This window comes from Xenophilus arseniciresistens, from assembly GCF_028023875.1.
In the GTDB taxonomy this organism is placed as follows: Bacteria; Pseudomonadota; Gammaproteobacteria; order Burkholderiales; family Burkholderiaceae_C; genus Xenophilus; species Xenophilus arseniciresistens.
Genome location: NZ_JAQIPB010000006.1, coordinates 189,400 through 212,311, shown reverse-complemented (window position 1 = coordinate 212,311; position 22,912 = coordinate 189,400). Strand labels below are relative to the sequence as shown.

The window sequence follows — 22,912 nt, the reverse complement described above, 5'->3', positions numbered from 1 at the left end:
CGGCGGCGGGCGCCGGCACTCGTCGAATGAAACAGCCGCGCAAAGGGCTTTGGGCCGCCGCCGGCAAAGGGCGGCTATTCGCAATAGTATGGAAGGCTCCGGCTTTGGAATTGCGCGACGCCCCGCGCCGGGGCATCGCAGCCCGGGCCCGTCGAATTGGCCGATTTGGGCCACCAGGCATGCGGCCCGTCCTACTTTGCTGTCAGCCGCCGCAGGCTTTCGAGATAGGCTGGGACAGCGCCTATTTTTTATCCGGATTCTTTTTCTTTTAGCCGGGTAATACTCGGTAACACCAATTTCCCCGGCAGAAAATTGTCGGAACTCCAGAGCCTCAATCGTCTCTCCCCGAGGGAAAACTGCGCCGGGCGCACTTGCAGGGGCCTGATGTAGATATACGCCCGGGCGAAATGACCGCATTGCGCACGAGTTTGGCGCCGCACCGGCCAGCCGGCATGGCTTTTGCTCGTTCGAAAGAGGACGCAGCCCGGTCGTTTTTTGTGGAATTCGATTTGTAAATTCGCAAATCGCGCCAACGGCCAATGACCTTGCCGCGTTATTTGTCTTATGCTGGGCCCACCAATCTGCAAATGGGGGGTTCATTCAGGGGACGGACAGTTGCACCGCGCGATCACGTCCAAATGGGCCAGCCAGGGCGAAATGGGCGATCAATGAGGCGAATGTGGCTGTCCGGGCCCTGAACCCGGCGCAGAGCCTTGTTGACCCGATGGAGGTGCCCTATGGACGTCATCAGCAACTTCGCCGCTCGCTTCGAGCGCACCCGCGAAGAGGTTCTTTCCCTCCAGGACTACCTGGACATCTGCAAACGCGATGCCACGGCCTACGCCACCGCGGCCGAGCGCATGCTCAAGGCCATCGGCGATCCCGAGCTGCTGGACACGCGCAACGACCCGCGGCTGTCCCGCATCTTCGCCAACAAGGTCATCAAGATCTACCCGGCCTTCCGGGAGTTCTACGGCATGGAGGACGCCATCGAACAGGTGGTCTCCTACTTCCGCCACGCGGCGCAGGGCCTGGAGGAGAAGAAGCAGATCCTCTACCTGCTGGGGCCGGTGGGCGGCGGCAAGAGCTCCATCGCCGAGCGGCTCAAGCAGCTGATGGAGCAGGTGCCCTTCTATTCGCTGCAAGGCTCGCCGGTCAACGAATCGCCGCTGGGCCTGTTCGACCCCACCGAGGACGGCGAGATCCTCGAGAAGGAGTACGGCATCCCGCGCCGCTACCTGCAGCGCATCCTCTCGCCCTGGGCCGTGAAGCGGCTGGAGGAATACGGCGGCGACATCCGCCAGTTCAAGGTGGTCAAGCGCTTCCCCTCAGTGCTGCGCCAGATCGCCGTGGCCAAGACCGAACCCGGCGACGAGAACAACCAGGACATCTCCTCGCTGGTGGGCAAGGTGGACATCCGCAAGCTCGAGACCTATGCCCAGGACGACCCGGACGCGTACAGCTACTCCGGCGGCCTGTGCCTGGCCAACCAGGGCCTGCTCGAATTCGTCGAGATGTTCAAGGCGCCGATCAAGGTGCTGCATCCGCTGCTGACGGCCACGCAGGAAGGCAACTTCAAGGGCACCGAGGGCTTCGGCGCGATCCCCTTCGATGGCATCGTGCTGGCCCACAGCAACGAAAGCGAGTGGAAGGCTTTTCGCAACAACAAGAACAACGAGGCCTTCCTGGACCGCATCTACATCGTCAAGGTGCCCTACTGCCTGCGCGTGTCCGAAGAGATCAAGATCTACGACAAGCTGGTGCGCAACTCCTCGCTCTCGGCCGCGCCCTGCGCACCGGGCACGCTGAAGATGATGGCGCAGTTCTCGGTGCTCACGCGCCTGAAGGAGCCCGAGAACTCCAACCTGTTCAGCAAGATGCAGGTCTATGACGGCGAAAGCCTCAAGGACACCGACCCCAAGGCCAAGTCGCTGCAGGAGTACCGCGACTACGCGGGCGTCGACGAAGGCATGAGCGGCGTGTCCACGCGCTTTGCCTTCAAGATCATCTCCAAGGTCTTCAACTTCGACAGTTCCGAGGTGGCGGCCAACCCGGTGCATCTGATGTACGTGCTGGAGCAGCAGATCGCGCGTGAGCAGTTCCCGCCCGAGACCGAGCAGAAGTTCGTGGGCTACATCAAGGAGCTGCTGGCACCGCGCTATGCCGAGTTCATCGGCAAGGAGATCCAGACCGCCTACCTCGAGAGCTACTCCGAGTACGGCCAGAACATCTTCGACCGCTACGTCACCTACGCCGACTACTGGATCCAGGACCAGGAGTACCGCGACGTGGACACGGGCGAAGTGTTCGACCGGGCCTCGCTCAACGCCGAACTCGAGAAGATCGAAAAGCCCGCAGGCATCGCCAATCCCAAGGACTTCCGCAACGAGATCGTGAACTTCGTGCTGCGCGCGCGCGCCAGCAACGCGGGCAAGAACCCGCTGTGGACCAGCTACGAGAAGCTGCGCGCCGTGATCGAGAAGAAGATGTTCTCGAACACCGAGGAGCTGCTGCCCGTCATCAGCTTCAACGCCAAGAGCAGCGCCGACGAGCAGAAGAAGCACGAGGACTTCGTGACCCGCATGGTCGAGAAGGGCTACACGGCCAAGCAGGTGCGGCTGCTGTGCGAGTGGTACCTGCGCGTGCGAAAGAGCTCCTGAGGTCTGCGCCTGTGTTTCAACCGGGAGGCTGACATGGCCTTGCTTCAACAGATCATCGACCGCCGCCTGTCCGGCAAGAACAAGTCGGTGGGCAACCGCGAGCGCTTTCTGCGCCGCTACCGCGGCCAGATCCGCGATGCGGTGCGCAAGGCCGTGAGCGGGCGCAACATCCGCGAGCTGGAACAGGGCGAGGACGTCACCCTGCCCCGCCGCGATGTGTCCGAGCCCACCTTCGGCCATGCGCCGGGCGGCAACCGCGAGTACGTGCATCCGGGCAACCAGGAGTACGTCAAGGGCGACCGCATCGAGCGGCCGCAGGGCCAGGGCGGCGGCGGTTCGGGCAGCGGCGAGGCCAGCGACAGCGGCGAGGGCGAGGACGACTTCGTCTTCCGCCTCACGCGCGAGGAGTTCATGCAGGTCTTCTTCGAGGACCTGGCCCTGCCCCACCTGGTCCGCACCCAGCTGGCCGAGGTGCCGGAATGGAAGAGCCACCGAGCCGGCTTCACCAGCGACGGCACGCCCAACAACCTGCATGTGGTGCGCTCCATGCGCGGCGCGCTGGCCCGGCGCATCGCGCTCGGCGGCGAAGACCGCAAGGAGCTGCGCCGGCTGGTGCAGCGGCTCATCGCGCTGGAGGCCCACCCCGAGGCCGAAAGCGCGCTGCTGCGCCAGCAGAGGCACGAGACCGAACTCGCCATCGAGGAACTGCGCAAGCACGCGCGGCATGTGCCCTACATCGACCCGATCGACCTGCGCTATCGCAGCCGCGTCAGGACGCCGGTGCCCAGCGCCAAGGCCGTGATGTTCTGCCTCATGGACGTCTCGGGCTCCATGGACGAGACGCGCAAGGACATGTCCAAGCGCTTCTTCATGCTGCTGTACCTGTTCCTCACGCGGCACTACGAAAAGATCGAGCTGGTCTTCATCCGCCACCACACGCAGGCCCAGGAAGTCAGCGAGGACGAGTTCTTCCACGCCACCGAAACTGGCGGCACCGTGGTCTCGAGTGCGCTGGTGCTGATGCGCGACATCATCCGCGCCCGCTACCCCAGCGGCGAATGGAACATCTACGGTGCCCAGGCCAGCGACGGCGACAACTGGCACCAGGACAGCGGCCGCTGCCGCGAACTGCTGGCCCAGGACATCCTGCCGCTGGTGCGCTACTACGCCTACGTGCAGGTGGCCGAGACCGAGCAGAACCTGTGGCAGGAATACACGCAGCTCGAAGCCGGGCAGCCGCACTTCGCGATGCGCAAGGTCAACAGCGCGCAGGACATCTACCCGGTGTTCCGCGAGCTGTTCAAGAAGGAAGGAGTGGCGGCATGAGCGCCGCCCGGCCGCCCGGCCGCCCGAAGGCGCTTGCACCGCAGCGCGTCAGCGCGGAGGTACCCAATGACCACTGTTCTTGAGCGGCAGCCCCCTGTGTTCGAGCGGGTGCCCCAGCGCCTGCCCAGCCCGGCCGACTGGAGCTTCGAGCTGATCGAGCAGTACCACGGCGAGATCGCGCGCACCGCGCGCGCCTTCGGCCTGGACACCTACCCGAACCAGCTGGAGATCATCACGGCCGAACAGATGATGGACGCCTACGCCAGCGTGGGCATGCCCGTGATCTACCGCCACTGGTCCTACGGCAAGCAGTTCATCGCCACCGAGAAGAACTACCGCCGCGGCTTCATGGGCCTGGCCTACGAGATCGTCATCAACTCCGACCCCTGCATCTCCTACCTGATGGAGGAGAACACCATGGCGATGCAGGCCCTGGTGATCGCGCATGCGGCCTACGGCCACAACAGCTTCTTCAAGGGCAACTACCTGTTCCGGATGTGGACGGATGCCTCCTCGATCATCGACTACCTGGTCTACGCGAAGAACTACGTCGCCGAGTGCGAGGAAAAGCACGGCATCGATGCGGTGGAAGCGCTGCTGGACTCCTGCCACGCGCTGATGAACCACGGCGTGGACCGCTACCGCCGGCCGCAGAAGCGCTCGCTGGCGCAGGAGATCGCCCTGCGCGAGGAGCGCGAGCGCCACCTGCAGCAGCAGGTCAACGACCTCTGGCGTACCGTGCCGCGCGGCAGCGCCGCCGCCGCCGAGGCCGACAACACAAGGCGCTTCCCGCCCGAGCCGCAGGAGAACCTGCTCTATTTCATCGAGAAGAACGCCGCCCTGCTCGAGCCCTGGCAACGCGAGGTGGTGCGCATCGTGCGCAAGATCGCCCAGTACTTCTACCCGCAGCGCCAGACGCAGGTGATGAACGAGGGCTGGGCCACCTTCTGGCACTACACGCTGCTCAACTCCCTGTATGACCAGGGCCTGCTGGCCGACGGCTTCATGGTCGAGTGGCTGGCCTCGCACACGGCGGTGGTGTATCAGCCGCCCGTGGGGCACCGGGCCTACAGCGGCCTCAACCCCTATGCGCTGGGTTTTGCCATGTACACCGACCTGCGCCGCATCTGCGAAAAGCCCACCGATGAAGACCGGCACTGGTTCCCCGACATCGCTGGCAGCAACTGGGTCAAGACGCTGGACTGGGCCATGCGCAACTTCAAGGACGAGAGCTTCGTGGGCCAGTTCCTGAGCCCCAAGGTGATGCGCGACTTCCGGCTGTTCGCGATCCGCGACCAGGAAAGCGAAGCGGAGCTGGAGGTCTCGGCCATCCACGACGAAAGCGGCTATCGCCTGCTGCGCGAATCGCTCTCGCGCCAGTACGACATCGCCAGCCGCGAGCCCGACATCCAGGTCTGGAACGTGGACCTGCGCGGCGACCGTTCCCTCACGCTGCGCCACACGGTGCGCGACCACCGGCCGCTGCACGAGGACACGCCCGAAGTGCTCAAGCACGTGGCGCGGCTGTGGGGCTTCGACGTGCACCTGGAAAGCGTGGACGCACAGGGCAGCGTCAGCGCGCGCCGCACGGTCAGCCCCAAGCGCAACTGAAAGCGTCTTTCAAACGGTTTTGCATTCAAGCGCAGAGCGAGGCGGGGTGCCGCAGACAGTGCTGACGCACGGCAAGGCACCCCAACGAAGCTATGCGTTTGAAGGCGAAACCGTCAAACGGTGGGCTGGCGATGGCGCTCCCACGCCTCGCGCGTGGGCGTGGTGCCCGCGCCGGGCAGCTGCGGCAGGCGGAAATGCCCGTCCACCACCTGCGCCGGATCGGTGAAGCAGTCCTTGATCCAGGGGATGTATTCCAGCACCTCGCAGGCCGGATGCGCGTAGCTCAGGTGCACGTGCACCTGGCTCATGTCGCCCGCATGCGGCGCCACGGGCAGGCGGAAGGCATGCGCGGCTTCGCAGACCTGGATCACTTCGCTGAGCCCGCCCATGCGCGTGCAGTCGGGCTGCACCCAGTGGATGGCCTGCTGCGCAAAGAACTCGCTGAAGGCATCGGCCGTGTAGAGCTGCTCGCCCAGCGCCACCGGGATGGGGGTGCTGCGTGCAAGCTGGGCGTGGCCCTTGACGTCGTCGTGCCACAGCGGCTCTTCGAACCAGAACACGTCATGCGGCTCGGCGCCGCGGCAAAAGCGCAGGCATTCGGCCAGCGACCACTTGCCGTTGCCGTCCACGGCCAGCGTCACCTCGGGGCCGATGGCCGCGCGCACGGCGGCCAGGCGCCGCAGGTCGCGCTCCACGGCGGAGCCGACCTTGATCTTGATGCCCGTGAAGCCCTGGTCCACCGCGCGGCGCGCGCCGTCGACCAGCTTGTCGTCGGCAATGCTGAGCCAGCCGATGTCGGTGTTGTAGGCCCGCACCTTCTCGCGCACCTGGCCGCCCAGCAGCTTCCACAGCGGCACGCCGGCCGCCTTGGCCTTCAGGTCCCACAGCGCCACGTCGATGGCGGCCAGCGACAAGGTCGTGATGCCGGCCCGGCCGATCCACTGCAGCGCCGGGTTTCGCGCCAGCTTGCACCACAGGCGCCGCACGTCCTGGGCGTCCTCGCCCACCAGCAGCGGCGCGTGGCAGCGCTCGATGCAGCGGGTGATGAGCTGGTCGCTGGGCAGATGCGCATGCGTGCCCGTGAAACCGTAGCCCGAGAGGCCGTCTTCGGTGTCGATGCGCGCGCCCACCACACCCCAGTGCGTGATGCTGTGCGTGCTGTCGGCGATCTGCGAGCCCGTGACGGGCACATGCAGGATGAAGGGGCTGACCGAGCGGATCTTCATGGTGGTTGTCTCCTGCGTGTTGTCTGGTTCGGGCTCAGGCCGGCAGGCCGGCCGCCAGCGCGCGCACCAGTTGCGCCGCCGGCTGCGCACGGCAACCCGAGGCGTTCTGCCCCGCCCACAGCGAAGTGAAGTCGGTGCTGCCCGCCGCCTCGGCCTTGGCCCGCAGGGGCGCAATGGCCGCAGTGGCCAGCGGGAATTCAGGCGCGACCGGGTTCAGAGGCCCCATCTCGCGCATCACGCGGTTGACGATGCCGCGCGCCGGCCGGCCCGTGAACAGGGTTGTGAGCGCCGTGTGGCGCGCAGCCTCGCTTTGCAGCGCGGCGCGATGCAAGGCGCTGGTGCTGGCCTCGTCGCATAAAAGGAAAGCCGTGCCCACCTGCACGCCTGCCGCGCCCAGCGCCATCGCTGCCGCCACGCCCTGCGCGTCGGCAATGCCGCCGGCCGCGATCACGGGCACGCGCAGCGCGGCCACCAGTTGCGGCACCAGCGCAAAGACACCCATTTGCCGGCTCAGGTCATGCGACAGGAAATGGCCCCGGTGGCCGCCCGCTTCCAGGCCCTGGGCAATGACCGCATCGGCCCCGTGCGCCTGCAGCCACAGCCCCTCCTCCACCGTGGTGGCCGACGCCAGCACGCGCGCGCCCCAGCCCTTGACGCGCTGCACCAGCGCGGCATCGGGCAGGCCGAAGTGGAAGCTGATCACCCGCGGGCGGAAGGGCTCGACGAGGTCGGCGATCTCGGCGCTGAAGGGGTTGCGGCCCGGGCCCGCGGCAATGCCGGCTGCATCGATGCCATGTTCGGCGTAGTAAGGCGCCAGCGCCTGGCGCCAGGCTGCTTCGCGCGCGGCATCGGGCGCAGGCGGCACATGGCTGAAGAAGTTCAGGTTCCACGGCTGCTGCGGGCGCAGGCCATCCTGCAGGGCCTTCAGCTCGGCACGCAGCGCATCGGCACCGAGCATGGCGCAGGGCAGCGAGCCCAGGGCGCCGGCCTGCGTCACGGCCACGGCGAGCCGGCTGCCCTGCACGCCCGCCATGGGCGCCTGGATCAGCGGCAGTTGGGTACCCAGCAGGGCACGCAGGTCATTCGTCATCACGGCATCCTCGTCGCTTGTGGAAAGGCGCACGCAGCGGCGCCCGAAAGCAGTGCGTACGCCGCTTGGGCATGCACCACGCGCGGGCCATTGTGCCCAGCGCATCGGCCGGCCGTGCAGCGGTGTAAACAAGGCCCTGGACGACAACTTGCCACAGCTCGGGTAGGCAGAGTCAGCCTTCATGAACACTGCGCAAGACCCGCCTCGATCCTCCCGCCTGTGGGAGATCGACGCCCTTCGCGGCCTGATGCTGGTGCTGATGACCGTGACGCATGTGCCCAGCCGGCTGACCGACCCGGTGGGCCAGCCCTTCGGCTTCGTCTCGGCGGCCGAGGGCTTCGTGCTGCTGTCGGCCTTCGTCTCGGGCCTGGTGTACGCGCGCATCGGCCACACGGCTGGCCGGCCCGCCATGCGGCGCGCCTTCTGGCGCCGGGCGCTCACCGTCTACATGTGCCAGGCCGCCACCCTGCTCTTCCTGTTCACCGTGATCACGGCCCTGAGCCTGCGCGTCGACAACCCTGCGGTGCACCAGTTGCTGGGCTACTACCTGGCCCACCCGCACCAGAGCTTCGTCTTCGCGCTGCTGCTGGTGTACCAGCCGCCGCTGCTGGACATCCTGCCGCTGTACATCCTGTTCATGCTGCTCAGCCCCTGGGTGATGGCCTGGGGCCTGGCGCGCGGCTGGCGCGGGCCGCTGCTGCTCAGCGCCCTGCTGTGGGCGCTGGCGCAGTTCGGCTTCACGCCCTGGCTCTACGAGCAGCTGCGCGGCCTGCTGCATGTGCCCGTGCCCTTCAGCGAAACCGGCTCCTTCGACACCCTGGCCTGGCAACTGCTGTGGGTGGTGGGCCTGGCGCTGGGCGCGGGTCGGCAGGCGCCCGACGCGCAGCCCTACCGCATCGCGCCCGGTCTGGCGCGCGCAGCGCTGGTGCTGGCCGCTGCGGTGCTGCTGTGGCGCCATCTGGGCCCCGGCGGGCAGGCGCCGTTCGGCGAGTGGCAGGTCATGAACCTGCTGTTCGACAAGTGGCGGCTGGGCCCGCTGCGGCTGCTGGACCTGGCGGCCATTGGGGTGGTGGCGGTGGTTTATGGCCCTGCGCTCGCGCGCAGGCTGCCGCGCCCGCGCGTGCTCGAGACCCTGGGCCGCGCCTCGCTGCCCGTGTTCTGCGCCCACCTCGTGGTGGTGCTGCTGGTGATGGTGGCCTGGGGCGGCGAGACGCCGGCCCGGCCCTGGTGGGGCGACGTGCTGCTGATGGGCAGCGTGTTTGCAGCCCTGTACGGCGTGGCCTGGGGCGTGCTGCGCATGGAGGCCCGCGCCGCCGCACGCCGCACCGCGCGGCCGGCCGCGGCCAAGCCGGTGGCGGTCGCGCGCTGAGTCGGTCCGTCAGTCAGGCGCTCATCACCGCCGGCGGCTGCGCGCCCGCGATCTGGCGCAGCGCCCGCTCGAAGACCTCGGGCGGCTGGCCGCCCGAGATCAGGTGCTGTCGGTTGATGATGACGGCCGGCACCGAATGGATGCCCGCCTGCGTGAACATGGCCTCGTCCTGGCGCACGTCCTCGGCGAACTCGTCGCTGGCCAGGATCTGCTGCGCACGCGCCTCATCCAGGCCGGCCTCCTGCACTTTCTGCAGCAGCACCGCGTGGTCCGAAGGGCTCAGGCCTTCGATGAAATAGGCGCGCAGCAGCGCCTGCTTGAGCGCGAGCTGCTGGGCGCCGCCCACGGTGCCGGCCCAATGCAGCAGACGGTGTGCATCGAAGGTGTTCCACACCCGCTTGCGCACGTCCAGGTTGAAGGGAAAGCCCACCGCCTCGCCGCGCTGGCGCAGGGCCTCGCCATTGGCCCGCACCTGCTCTTCGCTGATGCCGTACTTGCGCTGCAGGTGCTCGATGGAATCTTCGCCCTCCGGGCCCATCTGCGGGTTCAGCTCGAAGGGCTGGAAATGCAGCTCGACCTCGATCTGCGGCGCCACGCGCGCCATGGCCTGCTGCAGCGAGGCCAGCCCCACGGCGCACCAGGGGCAGGACACATCGGAGACGAAGTCGATGCGCAGGGCGGTGCTGTCGTTGGCGGGCGTGCTCATGGTCGGGTCTTCCTTCAATCAATGTTCAGCCGTGCAGTGTGGCACTTCAGACATGACCCAGGATCGGGTGCGGGCGATACGGCGCCTCCAGCTGCGCCATTTCCTCGTGCGTGAGCGCCACGTCCAGCGCCGCCACGGCCTGGTCGATCTGCCAGGTCTTGCTGGCGCCCACGATGGGGCCGGTGATGCCCTTGTGCAGCAGCCAGGCGTAGGCCAGCGTGGCATTGCTCAGGCCACGCGCCTGGGCCAGGGCCGTGAGCGCCTGCACGATGGCGAAGTCGCTGTCACCGTAGTAGTACTTCTGCGCGATGTCATCGGTCTGGGCACGGCTGGTCTGGCCGGCGGTCGCATCGTCGGCCTTGCGGTTGCCGGCCAGAAAGCCGCGCGCCAGCGGGCTCCACGGGATCAAACCCACGCCCTGGTCGTGGCACAGCGGGATCATCTCGCGCTCTTCCTCGCGGTAGGCCAGGTTGTAGTGGTTCTGCATGGAGACGAAACGCGTCCAGCGGTTCTCCCTGGCCACCTGCTGCGCCTTGGCGAACTGCCAGGCGTACATGCTGCTGGCGCCGATGTAGCGCACCTTGCCGCTCTTGACGATGTCGTGCAGCGCTTCCATCGTTTCCTCGATGGGCGTGTCGTGGTCCAGGCGGTGGATCTGCCACAGGTCGATGTAGTCGGTGCCCAGGCGCTGCAGGGACTCGTCCACCGCATGGAACAGCCGCTTGCGAGAGAGGCCGTCGGCATTGGGCACGCGGTCGGGTTTGGCGGCGGCACTGTTGCCGCCCTTGAAGGCCAGCGACACGGGGTAGTAGGCCTTGGTGGCGATCACCACCTCCTCGCGGCGGCAGAACTCGCGCACGAACTTGCCGGTCAGCACCTCGGACTCGCCGGCCGAGTACATGTCGGCCGTGTCGAAGAAATTGATGCCCTGCTCCACCGCATGCCGCACCACAGTGCGCGACGCCTCTTCCTCCAGCACCCACGGGCGCCACTGCGGCGTGCCGTAGGTCATCATGCCCAGCGCGATGCGCGAAACGGTCAGGCCCGTGCGGCCCAGCTTCACATACTTCATGCCTTTGATCTCCGGTTGGCGGGGAGGATGAAACAGGCAGGCCGGCCTCAGGGCCTGCGCGTGATCGCTGCGCGCTCCAGCCGCGTCACGCGCCAGGCGCACAGGCTGCCGATCAGCGCCAGCGCCGTGGCGGCGCCGAACATGGTGACGAAGCCGAAGCGTTGCGCTGCGGCGCCACCGGCCAGCACGCCGATCACACCGCCGAAACCATAGCCGATCACGGTGAACAGTGCCTGGCCACGGCCTCTGAGCTGCCCCGTGAAGTGGCGCGAGACCAGCGCCACGCAGGTGGTGTGGTGCGCGGCGAAGCTCAGCGCATGCAGCAGCTGGGCAATGATCACGGCCCACATCCAGTGCGCCATCCAGGCCGTCATGCCCAGGCGCAGCACCGTGGCCGCGCCGCACAGCAGCAGCCACTGCGGCATGCGCAGGCGCCCGATCACGTGGCCCTGCAGCCAGAACCACAGCACCTCGGCCACCACCGACACGGCCCACAGCAGCCCGATGCTGCTCTTGCTGTAGCCCAGCGAATCGAGGTACAGCGAGATGAAGCCGTAGACCGAGAAATGCGCCGTGACATGGAAGAACAGCGAGGCGAAGAACCAGCGCACGGCCGGCTGGCGCAGCACCGGCATCACGGGCTGGCGCGCTTCGGTGCGCGTGCCGCGCGGCTCGCGCATCACCGGCAGGCGCAGCGTGGCCAGCAGCACCAGCGCCAGGGTGGCAGTGGCCCAGGCCGGGAAATGGCCCATGCCGAAATGCTCGAACCATGCGCCGGCCACGAACACCGTCAGCAGGAACCCGGCCGAGCCGCACATGCGGATGCGGCCATAGCGCCCCCAGTCACCGGCCACCAGTTGGGCCAGTGCAGCCTCGGTCAGCGACATCATGGAGCCGGTGTGGATGAACATCACCAACAACACCAGGAAGATCCACCACGGCCCGCCGTTCCACAGCAGGCCCAGCGAGGCCACCAGCGCCACGGCCGCGCTGACGCGCAGCAGCAGCACCCGGTCGCCCAGGTGGTCGCTGAGCGCGCCCCAGGCATAGGGCGCGAACACGCGGGTGACCGACTGCACCGAAGTGAGCAGACTGATGGTGATCAGCGGCAACCCCAGGCTCTGCAGCCACAGCGGCAGGTAGGGGTTGAAGAAACCGATGTGGGCGAAGTAGCTGGCCGACAGCGCGGCAAAGGCCAGCAGGGATGTGCGGGACGCGCGCGAACTGCCGCTGCCGCCTGAGCCCGATGCTGGCCCCGGGGCCTGCGCGCTCACCCGCGCGCGCTCACAGGAAGGAGGACTGCGGGCCCTCGTGCGCCGCAGCGCTGCCGGCGGCGGCCGCTGCGGCCGCCGCGCGCTGGCGGTGCAGGCCCTCGCCCACGTCGCCGCACTGGGCGCGCTGGCGCAGCGCATGCTCCATCACCACCAGTGCCAGCATGGCCTCGGCGATGGGCGTGGCGCGGATGCCCACGCAGGGGTCGTGGCGGCCCTTGGTCACCACTTCGACCGGCTCGTTGTTCACGTTCACCGACTGGCGCGGGCTGATGATGGAGCTGGTGGGCTTGATGGCGATGCTCACCTCCAGGTCCTGCCCGGTGCTGATGCCGCCGAGCACGCCGCCCGCGTTGTTGGTCAGGAAGCCCTCGGGCGAGATCGAGTCGCCGTGCGTGGTGCCGCGCTGCGCCACGCTGGCGAAGCCGGCGCCGATCTCCACGCCCTTCACGGCATTGATGCCCATCATGGCGTAGGCGATGTCGGCGTCGAGCTTGTCGAACAGCGGCTCGCCCAGGCCCACGGGCACGCCCGTGGCCGTGACGCGCAGCTTCGCACCGCAGGAGTCGCCGGCCTTGCGCAGCGCGTCCATGTACGACTCCAGCGCGCCCACGTCGGAAATGGGTGCGAAGAAGGGGTTCTGGCTCACGTACTCCCAGGCGCCGAAGGGAATCTCCAGATCGCCGATCTGCGTCATGCAGCCGCGAAAGCGGGTGCCGTACTGCTCGAACAGCCACTTCTTGGCCACCGCACCGGCGGCCACCATGGGCGCCGTGAGCCGGGCCGAGGAACGCCCGCCGCCACGCGGATCGCGGATGCCGTACTTCTTCCAGTAGGTGAAGTCGGCATGGCCGGGCCGGAACTGCTGCGCGATGTTGCCGTAGTCCTTGCTGCGCTGGTCGGTGTTCTGGATCAAGAGCGCAATGGGCGTGCCCGTGGTCTTGCCCTCGTACACGCCGCTGAGGATCTGCACCGCATCGGGCTCGTTGCGCTGGGTCACGTGGCGGCTGGTGCCGGGGCGGCGGCGGTCCAGGTCGGGCTGGATGTCGGCCTCGCTCAGCGCCATGCCGGGCGGGCAGCCATCGATCACGCAGCCGATCGCAGGGCCATGGGATTCACCGAAGTTGGTGACTGCGAACAGGGTGCCGAATGTGTTGCCGCTCATGCGGGCGAATTATTCCAGAGCCTTGCCCAGGGGCGGGCTGCGGCTTGCGCGGCACCCGCCGCTGCCTCCTTATGCCGTATTGAAGATTTGAATTTCTCTATTGACAGAAATATCGAAAGTCATAGACTCCGCGGCATGGAACTCACCGATCTGCAACGCAAGTTCGTGCTTCACTGGGGCGAGATGGGCTCGCTGTGGGGGGTCAACCGCACCGTCTCGCAGATCCATGCCCTGCTCTTCGTGCATGGCAAGCCCCTGCATGCTGAGGCGCTGTCGGAGACCCTCAACGTCGCCCGCTCCAACGTGAGCAACAGCCTCAAGGAGCTGCAGGCCTGGAACCTGGTGCGCGTGACCCACGTGCTGGGCGACCGGCGCGACTACTTCGAGACCAGCGTGGACGTGTGGGAACTGTTCCGCACCGTGATCCGCGAGCGCAAGGAGCGCGAGTTCGACCCCACCACGCGCATGCTGCACGAGATCGTCGCCAGCCCCGACTTCGCGCGCGAGACGCCCGATGCGCAGGACCGCATCCGCGCCACGCTGGAGCTGATGCAGAAGCTGGGCAGCTGGGCCGACGAGATGCTGCGCCTGTCGCCCGCCACGCTCGACAAGGTGCTGAGCCTGGGCGCCAGCGTGCAGCGCTTCGTGCGCGGGGGCGATGGCACTGCTGCACCTGCAAAGAAGGCCGGCGACGAAGGCGACGACGCCATGCATGCCCGCCTGCCCATGATCTGAGCGAATTCTTCGCTCTTTTTTTGCCTCTTTATTTCTGTTTTAACTGAAATATCGGAAGAAACAACATGCAAACCCAGGCCCTTCCGCGCTACCCGTTGACGCTGTACTACGACGGCAGTTGCCGCCTGTGCTCGGCCGAGATCCGCAACCTGCAGGCGCGGGATGGCGCGGCCCGCTTGCGCTTTGTTGATTGCTCGGCCGCGGACTTCAGTGGTGGGCCTGCACCGCTTGAGGCCATGATGGCCGCGATCCACGCCGTGGACGCGGCGGGCCGGGTGTACGTGGGCGTGCCCACGCTGCGCGCAGCCTATGCCGCGGTGGGCCTCACGGGCCGGAGCTCGCTGCTGGCGCTGCCCGGTGTGCGCGGCCTCGCCGCCCGCGCCTACCAACTGCTGGCGCGCAACCGCCACCATCTGCCGGACCATCTGATCGAGTTGCTGTTCGAGCGTGCCAGCCAGCACGCGGCGCAACGGGCTGTGCGGCGCACCGCCGCCTGCCGCGAAGGCGCATGCGAGCGGCCCCACGAAGCGGACCGCAAGGCTCGTGAGGCTGTAAGCGCAACGACCCCTTCGATGATCGAACCAGGAGCTTTCTGATGACCCGCCTGCCTCTGCAGCTGCCAAGTGCTTCCGCTGCCGCCCCCACCCAAGCCGCACACGCCATCACACCGCGCGACACCCAGACCTATTTCACAGAGGTCGCCCACGACTACCGCGCCTGGAGCCCTGCCTACAACATGCACTTCGGCTACTGGCGCGCGGGCCTCAACCCGCTGCGGCGCGAAGGCATGCTCGATGCGATGAACCTGGCCGTGGGCGAGGCCCTCGGGCTGCAGCCGGACCACGCCGCCTGCGTGCTGGATCTGGGCTGCGGCGCCGGCGCCACCGCGCGTTCGCTGCTGCGGCGCTGGCCGGCGCTGCACGCTGTCACCGTCACGAACGTGGCGGTGCAAAACCAGATTGCGCGCGAGCTCGACGCGGCCGCCGGGGTGAGCGAGCGCGTGGTGCACCTGGAGGCCGACTACACACGCACCGGCCTGCCGGCGGGCCAGGCCGATGGCGCCTGGGCCGTGGAAAGCGCCTGCTACGCCCCCGGCACCGACAAGCGCGCCTTCTGCCGCGAGGCGGCGCGCCTGCTGCGCCCCGGCGCGCGCCTGGTGGTGCTGGACGGCTTTCTGCTGCGCGAACGGCCGGGCCGCGTCGCCGGTTGGCTGCACCGGCTGTGGGCCGACTGCTGGGCCGTGCCCACGCTGGCGCGGCGGGACGAACTGCTTGCAGCCCTGCAGGCCGAGGGTTTCACGCAGGTGAAGTTCCGGTCGCTGCGCTGGCGCATCGCGCCCAGTGCGCTGCATGTGCCCTTCCTGGCCACGCGCTTCGCGCTGGCCGAGCTGTGGAAGGCCCGCGGCCGGCTGCCGGCCTGGCGCCGCAAGCACATCATTGCCAGCTATTGCGCGCTGGCGCTGGGCATGTTCTGGCGAGACTTCGACTACGGCATGGTCACGGCCGTGCGCGGCGAGGACGCTGCACGATGAGCACGAATCAAGAGCTGCAGCCCCGGCCCGCTGCATCCGCAGCGCCTGTCGAGAAGCGCAGCGTGCTGCCTTTCGCGGCCTGGCGCCCGCTGCTGGTGGGCGCGGGCGTGGCCTTCGTCATCCGCCTGATGTTCTGGGGCGCGCCGGGCGCACCCTTCTCGGCCATGCTGGGCGCCTTCATCTACCTGGCCCCGGCCGTCTGCGGCGCCGTCACCGTCTATGCGGCCGAGCGCACCCGGCGCCGCAGCTTCGGCTACTACCTCTGGGCACCGTGGGTGGCGACCGCCCTCTTCGTGGCCGGCACCTTGCTGGTTTTCATCGAAGGGCTGATCTGCGCCATCGTCATCATTCCGCTGTTCGCGCTGATGGGCAGCCTGGGCGGCTTGCTGATGGGCATCATCTGCCGCGTCACGCACTGGCCCCGGCAGGCGGTCTACTCCTTTGCGCTGCTGCCGCTGGCGCTGGGCGGCGTGGAGCCCTTGCTGCCCAACCCCGAGCAATTGATGACGACCACCACGCGCAGCGTGTTCATCGCCGCACCCGCCGAGGCCGTCTGGCATCAGCTCAACAACGCCCACGACATCCGGCCCGACGAGATAGGCGGCGCCTGGGCCTGGCGCATCGGCGTGCCCATGCCCGTGCACGGCGTGACCGAGGAACGCCCCAGCGAAGGCCCGGGCGTGCGCGTGCGCGAGGTGCACTGGCAGAAGAACGTGCATTTCGAGGAAGTGGTGGCCGAATGGTCGCCGCCGCACCGCCTGCGCTGGACCTACCGCTTCGCGCCCGACTCCTTTCCGCCCGGCGCGCTCGACGACCATGTGCTGATCGGCGGCCACTACTTCGACCTGCGCGACACCACCTACACGCTGACGCCGCGCAACGGCGGCACTGAGCTGCGCATCGACGTGGGCTGGCGCGTCAGCACGCGCTTCAACTGGTATGCCAAGCCGGTGGGGCAGTTCCTGCTCGGCGATTTCTCCGAACACATCCTGGGCTTCTACAAGGCACGCGCCGAGCAGGCGAAGATCGCAGGATGACGCACCGAGAAGACTTCAGGCCCGTATTCCAGACCGTGCTGGGCGATGCCGGCTGGCAGCGCCTGGGCCATGTGGTGCGCGAACACTACAGCCTGCGCCCGTTCACGAAGGACCAGATGACCGTGCGCGGCCACATGGATGAGGTGTGGCATGCGCGCATGGCGGCGCTGTTCATGCCGGTGGGCCGTGTGTTCGGTGCGCTGGTGCCCCATCAGGGGCGCGAGGTGCCGATCGACGTTCACTACAGCTGCCGCAGCACCGATGCGGGCCTGTACTGGGACCGGCGCTTCCATTTCCCGGGCCGGCCAGTGTTCCATTTCCGCTCGCACATGGAGGTGGCCGACGCGGCGCGGCACGAGGTGATCGAGTACGTGCGCTTCGGGCTGGGCCTGCGCCTGCGCGTGACGGCCGAAGATGGCGCGCTGGTGTTTCGCGACGCGGGCTATGTGTGGCGCATCGGCCGCCTGCAGCTGCCACTGCCGCTGCACCTCGTGCTCGGCCGCGCCTACGTGGAAGAGCGGCCCGTGCCCGGTGACGACGGCGCCTTCACGATGAAGATGCGGATCCGCCACGCGTGGTGGGGCGAGCTGTTCCGCTACAGCGGGCGCTTCAGGCTCGGCTGAGGCCGGGGCCCGCAACGCCCCTCAGACCTCCGACCACATGCGCAGCAGGTTGTGGTAGTTGCCCGTGAGCGCCACCGTTTCTTCGGTTTCGCCCAGGCGGGCACGCAGCTTCTGGATGCTCTGGTCCATCTCGAACAGCAGGGCCCGCTGCGCATCGCTGCGCACCAGGCTCTGCAGCCAGAAGAAGGAACACACGCGCTCACCGCGCGTGACCGGATGCACGCGGTGCAGGCTGCTGGAGGGGTAGAGCAGCAGGTCGCCGGCCGGCAGCTTGGCCTCGTGGCTGCCGTAGGTGTCCACCACCTCGAGCTCGCCACCCTCGTAGTCCTCGGGTTCGCACAGGAAGAGCGTGCATGAGAGGTCAGTGCGCAACTGCAGTTGCGTGCCCGGCAGGGTGCGCACCGCACCGTCCACATGCAGGCCGTAGGTCTCGCCCGCGCCGTAGCGGTTGAACAGCGGGGGCACGAAGCGGTGCGGCAGCGCGGCGGCAAAGAACAGCGGGTTCTTCATCAGCCGCGCCAGGATCTGCTCGCCGATCGCGCGCCCCACTGGTGAGAGTTCGTCGATCTGCCGGTTGTTCTTCACCTGCGCGCCCTGCTCGCCCACGGTGGCCCGGCCGTCGACCCAGGGCTCGGCGTCCAGCCGCTGGCGCACCAGCGCCACTTCCTCGGCCGTCAGCACCTGCGGAACATGCAGCATCATCGAAGCGGGTCTCCATCAAGAAAAATGCCCCGGCGCGCGGGCCGGGGCATGCAGTCTCGCATGCACGCACCCGCATCGGCGGGCGCGTGCAGAACGCACGTCAGAACTTGACGTTGGCAGTGAGCATGTACGAGCGCGGCACACCGGGCTGGTAGCGCGAGCCGCCGTTGTTGAAGCGCTCGATGTACTTCTTGTCGAACAGGTTGTAGGCGTTGAACTGCAGCGAGACGTTGCGGTTGATCTCGTAGCCGATCATGGCATCGACCACCCAGTAGTCTTGGCTGCTGTAGATGCCGTTGGCCGTGGCCGGGTTGGCGGCGCTGGAGCGGGTCACGCCGTCCTGGTAGCGCGCGCCGCCGCCGATGGTCAGGCCCATGGGAAGGCGGTAGGAGGTCCAGGCCGTGAAGGCGTTCTTGGGCGTCCATTGCAGCGGGCCGTCGGTGGTGGCCGAAGCCGAGCCGGTGGTGCCGCGCAGGATCTTGGCATCCAGGTAGGCATAACCGGCCGTGACCTGCCATGCGGGGGTGATCTGGCCCACCACGCCCAGTTCCAGCCCGCGCACGCGGCGCTTGCCGATCTGCTCCGAGACACCGGTCACCGAGTCGGTCACGTTCTCGTTGCGGTTCACGGTGTCAAAGATGGCGCCGGTCAGCGCCAGGCGGCTGTCCATGAAGTCCCACTTGGTGCCCAGCTCGATGTTGCGCGACTTCTGCGGGTTGAAGATGGGGTTGTCGCCGCTGGTGTTGCTGGTGCTCAGCGTGAACGCGTCGCCCCCCGGCGGACGCTGCGAAGCCGAGTAGGACAGGTACACGCTGCCGTTGGGCGCGGGCTTGTAGACCGCGCCCAGCTTCCAGCTGAACAACGTGTCGGAATCCTTCGCGCGCGCGGTGGTGAGCGGCGTGGCGGCCGTGGTGCCTGCGGCGCCCACGGGCATGCGCAGGTTCGAGAAGCGGGTGCGGTACCTGTCTGCACGCAGGCCACCCGTGAGCTGGAAGGCCTCGCTGATCTTGAGCGTGTCGAAGGCGTACAGGCCGATGGTGGTGGTCTCGCCCTTGTCGTAGGAGCCGTTTTCCTGCGGTGCGTAGTTCTGCAGCAGGAAGAAGGGATCGGGGTTGTACAGGCTGGCGGCCGGCACGGTGGCGTTGTTGGCGCCGGTGCCGCCGGTGGCGAACATCAGGTGCCGCTTGTCCTGCTTCTCGCGGATCAGCTCCAGGCCGGCGTTCAGGTTGTGCTTGAAGGCACCGGTCATGAACTCGGTCGAGACGTTGGTCTGGTTGGTCAGGATCTCGTTGGTCTGGACTCGGCCCTGGCCGCCGTCGCTGGCGCGGTTCTGGCCGTCCGAGCGGTTGCGCGCCACGGTGTAGGTGAACGGGTTGCCCGGCGTCGTGAACGTGGGGCCGATCACGCTGGTGACCATGCGGAACTGCTCCGTCTTGCCATAGCGGAAGGTGTTGCGCAGGGTGGTGCCCGGCGCGATGTCGTGCTCGACGCGCGCCGTGAACATGTTGGCCTCGATCTTGTCGAAGTCCTGGATCGAACCGTAGAAGTTCGACGAATCCGGCGCCGCGGCCGTCAGGCCGGCGAAGCTCTGGCGTGCCTGCAGGTCGCGGTTGGCCGCGTTGCCGCTGGGTGTGATCGAGTAGTAGTAGCCCGGCAGGCCCACGGTCGGCACGCCGCCGTCGGGGCGGTTGTTCTGCTTGGTGTACAGGTGCGACAGGTAGATGCGGGTGGGCGTGCCCAGGCCCAGTGCGATGGAAGGTGCGATGCCAAAGGACTTGTTCTTGACCCAGTCGCGGCCCGGCACGCCGCCGTTCTGCTCCATCAGGTTCAGGCGCACGGCCGAGGTGCCGCTGCCCAGGCTGAGCTTGCGATTCAGGTCGGCCGTCAGGCGATGCCGGTCGGCCGAGCCGAAGGACGCGCTGCCGGCGAAGAAGTCATCGGCCTGCGGCACCTTGGACACCAGGTTGATGTAGCCCGAGGCGGCGGCACGGCCCACGTCCGCACCCGATGCGCCCTTCACAACTTCCACCTGCTCGAGGTTGAAGGTGTCGCGCGTGATCGCGCCCAGGTCGCGCACGCCGTCGATGTAGATGCTGCCCTGGGTGTCGAAGCCGCGCATGGTGATCGAGTCACCCGACTGCGTGTTGCCGTTCTCGCCCATGGTGAAGGTGATGCCCGGGGTGTTGCGCAGGGCTTCACCCAGCGACACGGCGCCCTGCTGCTGCAGCACTTCCTTGCGGATCACGGTGATGGTCTGGGGCGTGTCCACCAGGGGCGCGGTGAACTTCGGGTTGGCCGAGACGTCGGCCTTGAAGTCGGCCGCTGCGGCATCGCGCACCTGCACTGGCGGCAGGCTGGGCGCCTGCTGCGCGATGGCAGGCAGGGCCAGTGCCACCAGCGTCGCCGCGGCTGTCAGGGGGGGAACGGCACCCGCGACAGCATGCTTGCGGCTCTTGATATGGGACATCTCTTCTCCGTGATCGATGGAATTTTGAAAGGCGCCGCGAAGCGGCGCCTGCGCTGGCCGGAGGCCCTGCCGCGGCGGCAGAAGCCCACATCCAGGACCAGGCCCACTAACTTTGACAGCGCAAAATTAGTAGAAATAATGATACCGATTCGCATCTGCAGACACAATGCGACATAGAGCGACAAGCGCCGACATCTGTCGCGGCACTGCAACATTCGGGAGCTTGGAAAGCGACAGCCACTCGTGCACAGGCGAGCCTTGGCGCTGGGGCTGCACCCTGCCCCTGGGCGCCCTCAAGGCGTGACACCGCTCCGCGCCGCGCACGCTGACGGCGCAGCTGATCGCTTCAGCGCGGTCCCGCGCGCCCCTCGCCCATGGCTTTGGCGATGCCCCGCAGGATGTGGATTTCCTCGGCCGTGGGCTGCGCGCGGTTGAACAGCTGGGTCAGCCGCGGCATCAGCTTCTTGGGCGCGGCCGGGTCCAGGAAGCCGATCTCCACCAGCGAGCGCTCCCAGTGCGCCAACATGCCGGCCAGTGCTGCCGCATCGGCCGGCTGCGGGGCGGCAACCGCCTCGCGCACCTCGAAGCCGCCCAGCGCCATGCGCCATTCATAGGCCAGCACCTGGATCGCGGCACCCAGGTTCAGCGAGCCGAAGGCCGGATCGGTGGGAATGGACAGCGCCACATGGCAGCGATAGACGTCCTCGTTGCGCATGCCGAAGCGCTCCGAGCCGAAGAGCAGCGCCACATGCTGCGGCGTGCCGGCCGCCACCAGCGATTCGAAATGCGCGCGCGGCGCGCGCGTGGGCGGGCCGAAGTCGCGCGGCACCATGGCCGTGGCGCACAGGTGCGTCACGCCATCCAGGGCTTCGTCCAGCGTATCGACGATGCGCGCCTTCTCCAGCACGTCCAGGGCGCCGCTGGCGCGCTGGATGGTTTCCTCGCGCCGCAGCACGTTGGACCAGCGCGGTGCCACCAGCACCAGGTCGTCAAAACCCATGGTGCGCATGGCCCGCGCCGCTGCGCCCACGTTGCCGGCATGGCTGGTCTGGATGAGGATGAAGCGGGTTTTCATGCGGCGCGCGCGGGCAATGGAAGCGAAACCGCGCATTGTCACCCTGCCCGGCCGCTCGAAGGCGGCCGGCGTTGGCCCGCTTAAAACACGATGCGTGCAACGCTCTCGGCGGCGTCCTTCGGGTCCTTCTTGCCGTTCTTGATCGACACGTACAGCACATTGCGCTGCGCATCCAGCGACAGGCTGTTGGGGTGCGTGGGCAGGCTCACGGTGCCCAGCGGCGCGTAGCTGGCGCTGTCATAGAAGCTCACCGTGCCGGCATCGCGGTTGGTCACGTACAGGCGCTTGCGCTGCGCGTCCAGCAGCACGCCCATGGGCCCTGCGCCGGTGGGAATGCTGTGAAGCTGGCGACCCGTGTTGGCGTCGAACACGGCCACGCGGTTGCCCGGGTGCGAAGACTTGAAGCCCGGGATGCTCTTGCCCTGGTAGTTGCGGATCATCTCCGCACCCTGGTCGGTCACGAACAGGCGCTGGGTGGCCGCATCGAAGGCGATGTTCATCGGCTGCTCGGCGTCGGTTTTGATGCGCTGCGTGATCTCCAGCGTGCGCGTGCTGATGGTGATCAGTTCGCCCAGCAGGTTGGTCACGAACAGGCGCTGGCCTGCGGCATCGAAGGCCAGGCCCGGAGCCTTGGCATTGCCCAGGCCCGGCAGGATCTTGTCGACCTTCAGGGTCTCGGTGTTCACGACGTAGAGCACGCTGCCCTCGCCCGAATGGCCCTGCAGGAACAGGCGCTTGCTGGCCGGGTCGACGGCCAGCTCGCGCAGGTCGCGCGCATAGCGCTCCTTGCCGTCCTTGCCCTTGACCTTGGGCTCCAGCTGCACCACGCCCACCACGCGGTTGTTCACGATGTCGACCACGGTGACTGACAGGTCCACCGTGTTGCCCACGTACAGGCGGCCGCCCGCATCGTCCAGCGTCACGCCGAAAGCCTTGCGCTCGAGCACGATCTCGCGTTCCACCGCGAGGGTCTGCGGATTCAGGCGCAGCACCTTGGCCGGCGCGGCGTCGGCACCGAAGCCGCCCGAACTCGCCACGAACACGGCGTTCTGGCGCGGGCTGTAGGCCAGTTCATAGATGCCGCGGGCCGGGGCCTGGCGCTGCGCCTGCACGGCGGCAGCGGTGGCTGCGGCGGGCGCCGCGCCGGTGCTGGCAGTGCCAGTGGCGCAGCCGGCCAGCAGCGCGCTCAGGGCCGCAGCGGCCAGCAGGGAAGAACGAAGGATCATGATTGCCTCTCCATGACAAC

The 22,912-nt window shown here is 67.8% G+C and carries 19 protein-coding genes; 9 read left to right on the top strand and 10 right to left on the bottom strand.

Going from position 1 to position 22,912, the window contains the following annotated elements; genetic code table 11:
• Positions 1-737 precede the first annotated feature (737 nt).
• The 3 genes from PGB34_RS13805 (at position 738) to PGB34_RS13795 (ending at position 5,597) form a co-directional block, all read left to right on the top strand.
• Entirely contained in the window at positions 738-2,660 is a 1,923-nt protein-coding gene (locus tag PGB34_RS13805; RefSeq protein WP_271428667.1) for a PrkA family serine protein kinase, read from the top strand.
• 33 nt (positions 2,661-2,693) lie between these two features.
• On the top strand, positions 2,694-3,986 hold the full coding sequence (locus PGB34_RS13800) for a YeaH/YhbH family protein (protein WP_271428666.1): 1,293 nt from the start codon (positions 2,694-2,696) through the stop codon (positions 3,984-3,986).
• 66 nt (positions 3,987-4,052) lie between these two features.
• On the top strand, positions 4,053-5,597 hold the full coding sequence (locus tag PGB34_RS13795; RefSeq protein WP_271428665.1) for a SpoVR family protein: 1,545 nt from the start codon (positions 4,053-4,055) through the stop codon (positions 5,595-5,597).
• A 113-nt stretch (positions 5,598-5,710) separates the two neighbouring features.
• Here PGB34_RS13795 and PGB34_RS13790 read toward each other — a convergent pair whose 3' ends face one another.
• Positions 5,711-6,823 carry a mandelate racemase/muconate lactonizing enzyme family protein gene (locus tag PGB34_RS13790; protein WP_271428664.1) on the bottom strand — a complete coding sequence of 371 codons (1,113 nt, stop codon included), beginning with the start codon at positions 6,821-6,823 and terminating at the stop codon, positions 5,711-5,713.
• 34 nt (positions 6,824-6,857) lie between these two features.
• Complete coding sequence (locus PGB34_RS13785; RefSeq protein ID WP_271428663.1) at positions 6,858-7,913, bottom strand: NAD(P)H-dependent flavin oxidoreductase; 1,056 nt, start codon at positions 7,911-7,913, stop codon at positions 6,858-6,860.
• Between the two features lie 181 nt (positions 7,914-8,094).
• Here PGB34_RS13785 and opgC point away from each other — a divergent pair, with 181 nt between their 5' ends.
• Positions 8,095-9,282 carry an OpgC domain-containing protein gene (gene opgC, locus PGB34_RS13780; protein ID WP_271428662.1) on the top strand — a complete coding sequence of 396 codons (1,188 nt, stop codon included), beginning with the start codon at positions 8,095-8,097 and terminating at the stop codon, positions 9,280-9,282.
• Between the two features lie 13 nt (positions 9,283-9,295).
• On the opposite strand, the gene PGB34_RS13775 is transcribed toward opgC, so the two are convergent.
• Genes PGB34_RS13775 through aroC form a run of 4 tightly spaced genes read right to left on the bottom strand, consistent with a single transcriptional unit; the run spans position 9,296 to position 13,496 of the window.
• Entirely contained in the window at positions 9,296-9,988 is a 693-nt protein-coding gene (locus PGB34_RS13775) for a DsbA family oxidoreductase (RefSeq protein WP_271428661.1), read from the bottom strand.
• 46 nt (positions 9,989-10,034) lie between these two features.
• On the bottom strand, positions 10,035-11,060 hold the full coding sequence (locus tag PGB34_RS13770; RefSeq protein WP_271428660.1) for an aldo/keto reductase: 1,026 nt from the start codon (positions 11,058-11,060) through the stop codon (positions 10,035-10,037).
• 47 nt (positions 11,061-11,107) lie between these two features.
• Positions 11,108-12,334: an MFS transporter gene (locus PGB34_RS13765; protein ID WP_408647892.1), complete on the bottom strand. Its 1,227-nt coding sequence runs from the start codon at positions 12,332-12,334 to the stop codon at positions 11,108-11,110.
• 10 nt (positions 12,335-12,344) lie between these two features.
• Complete coding sequence (gene aroC, locus PGB34_RS13760; protein WP_271428659.1) at positions 12,345-13,496, bottom strand: chorismate synthase; 1,152 nt, start codon at positions 13,494-13,496, stop codon at positions 12,345-12,347.
• Between the two features lie 135 nt (positions 13,497-13,631).
• On the opposite strand from aroC, the gene PGB34_RS13755 reads away from it, so the two are divergent.
• The 5 genes from PGB34_RS13755 to PGB34_RS13735 all read left to right on the top strand — a co-directional run bounded on the left by PGB34_RS13755 (position 13,632) and on the right by PGB34_RS13735 (position 17,422).
• Positions 13,632-14,231 carry a GbsR/MarR family transcriptional regulator gene (locus tag PGB34_RS13755; RefSeq protein ID WP_271428658.1) on the top strand — a complete coding sequence of 200 codons (600 nt, stop codon included), beginning with the start codon at positions 13,632-13,634 and terminating at the stop codon, positions 14,229-14,231.
• Positions 14,232-14,296: 65 nt separating this feature from the next.
• Positions 14,297-14,827, top strand: a complete 531-nt coding sequence (locus PGB34_RS13750; protein WP_271428657.1) for a thiol-disulfide oxidoreductase DCC family protein — start codon at positions 14,297-14,299, stop codon at positions 14,825-14,827.
• Entirely contained in the window at positions 14,827-15,762 is a 936-nt protein-coding gene (locus PGB34_RS13745; protein WP_271428656.1) for an SAM-dependent methyltransferase, read from the top strand. Before PGB34_RS13750 ends, PGB34_RS13745 begins: the two co-directional genes overlap by 1 nt.
• Positions 15,759-16,799: an SRPBCC family protein gene (locus tag PGB34_RS13740; RefSeq protein ID WP_271428655.1), complete on the top strand. Its 1,041-nt coding sequence runs from the start codon at positions 15,759-15,761 to the stop codon at positions 16,797-16,799. The genes PGB34_RS13745 and PGB34_RS13740 overlap by 4 nt, the downstream gene beginning before the upstream one ends.
• Positions 16,796-17,422 carry a DUF4166 domain-containing protein gene (locus PGB34_RS13735; protein ID WP_271428654.1) on the top strand — a complete coding sequence of 209 codons (627 nt, stop codon included), beginning with the start codon at positions 16,796-16,798 and terminating at the stop codon, positions 17,420-17,422. The genes PGB34_RS13740 and PGB34_RS13735 overlap by 4 nt, the downstream gene beginning before the upstream one ends.
• A 21-nt stretch (positions 17,423-17,443) precedes the next feature.
• On the opposite strand, the gene PGB34_RS13730 is transcribed toward PGB34_RS13735, so the two are convergent.
• From PGB34_RS13730 to PGB34_RS13715, 4 genes are all read right to left on the bottom strand, one after another.
• Entirely contained in the window at positions 17,444-18,124 is a 681-nt protein-coding gene (locus PGB34_RS13730) for a Fe2+-dependent dioxygenase (RefSeq protein ID WP_271428653.1), read from the bottom strand.
• Positions 18,125-18,224: 100 nt separating this feature from the next.
• Positions 18,225-20,591: a catecholate siderophore receptor Fiu gene (locus PGB34_RS13725; RefSeq protein ID WP_271428652.1), complete on the bottom strand. Its 2,367-nt coding sequence runs from the start codon at positions 20,589-20,591 to the stop codon at positions 18,225-18,227.
• A 346-nt stretch (positions 20,592-20,937) separates the two neighbouring features.
• Entirely contained in the window at positions 20,938-21,666 is a 729-nt protein-coding gene (locus PGB34_RS13720; RefSeq protein ID WP_271428651.1) for an RNA methyltransferase, read from the bottom strand.
• Between the two features lie 80 nt (positions 21,667-21,746).
• A complete protein-coding gene (locus tag PGB34_RS13715) occupies positions 21,747-22,892 on the bottom strand; it encodes a YncE family protein (RefSeq protein WP_271428650.1) in 1,146 nt (381 codons plus the stop codon).
• Between the last annotated feature and the right edge of the window lie 20 nt (positions 22,893-22,912).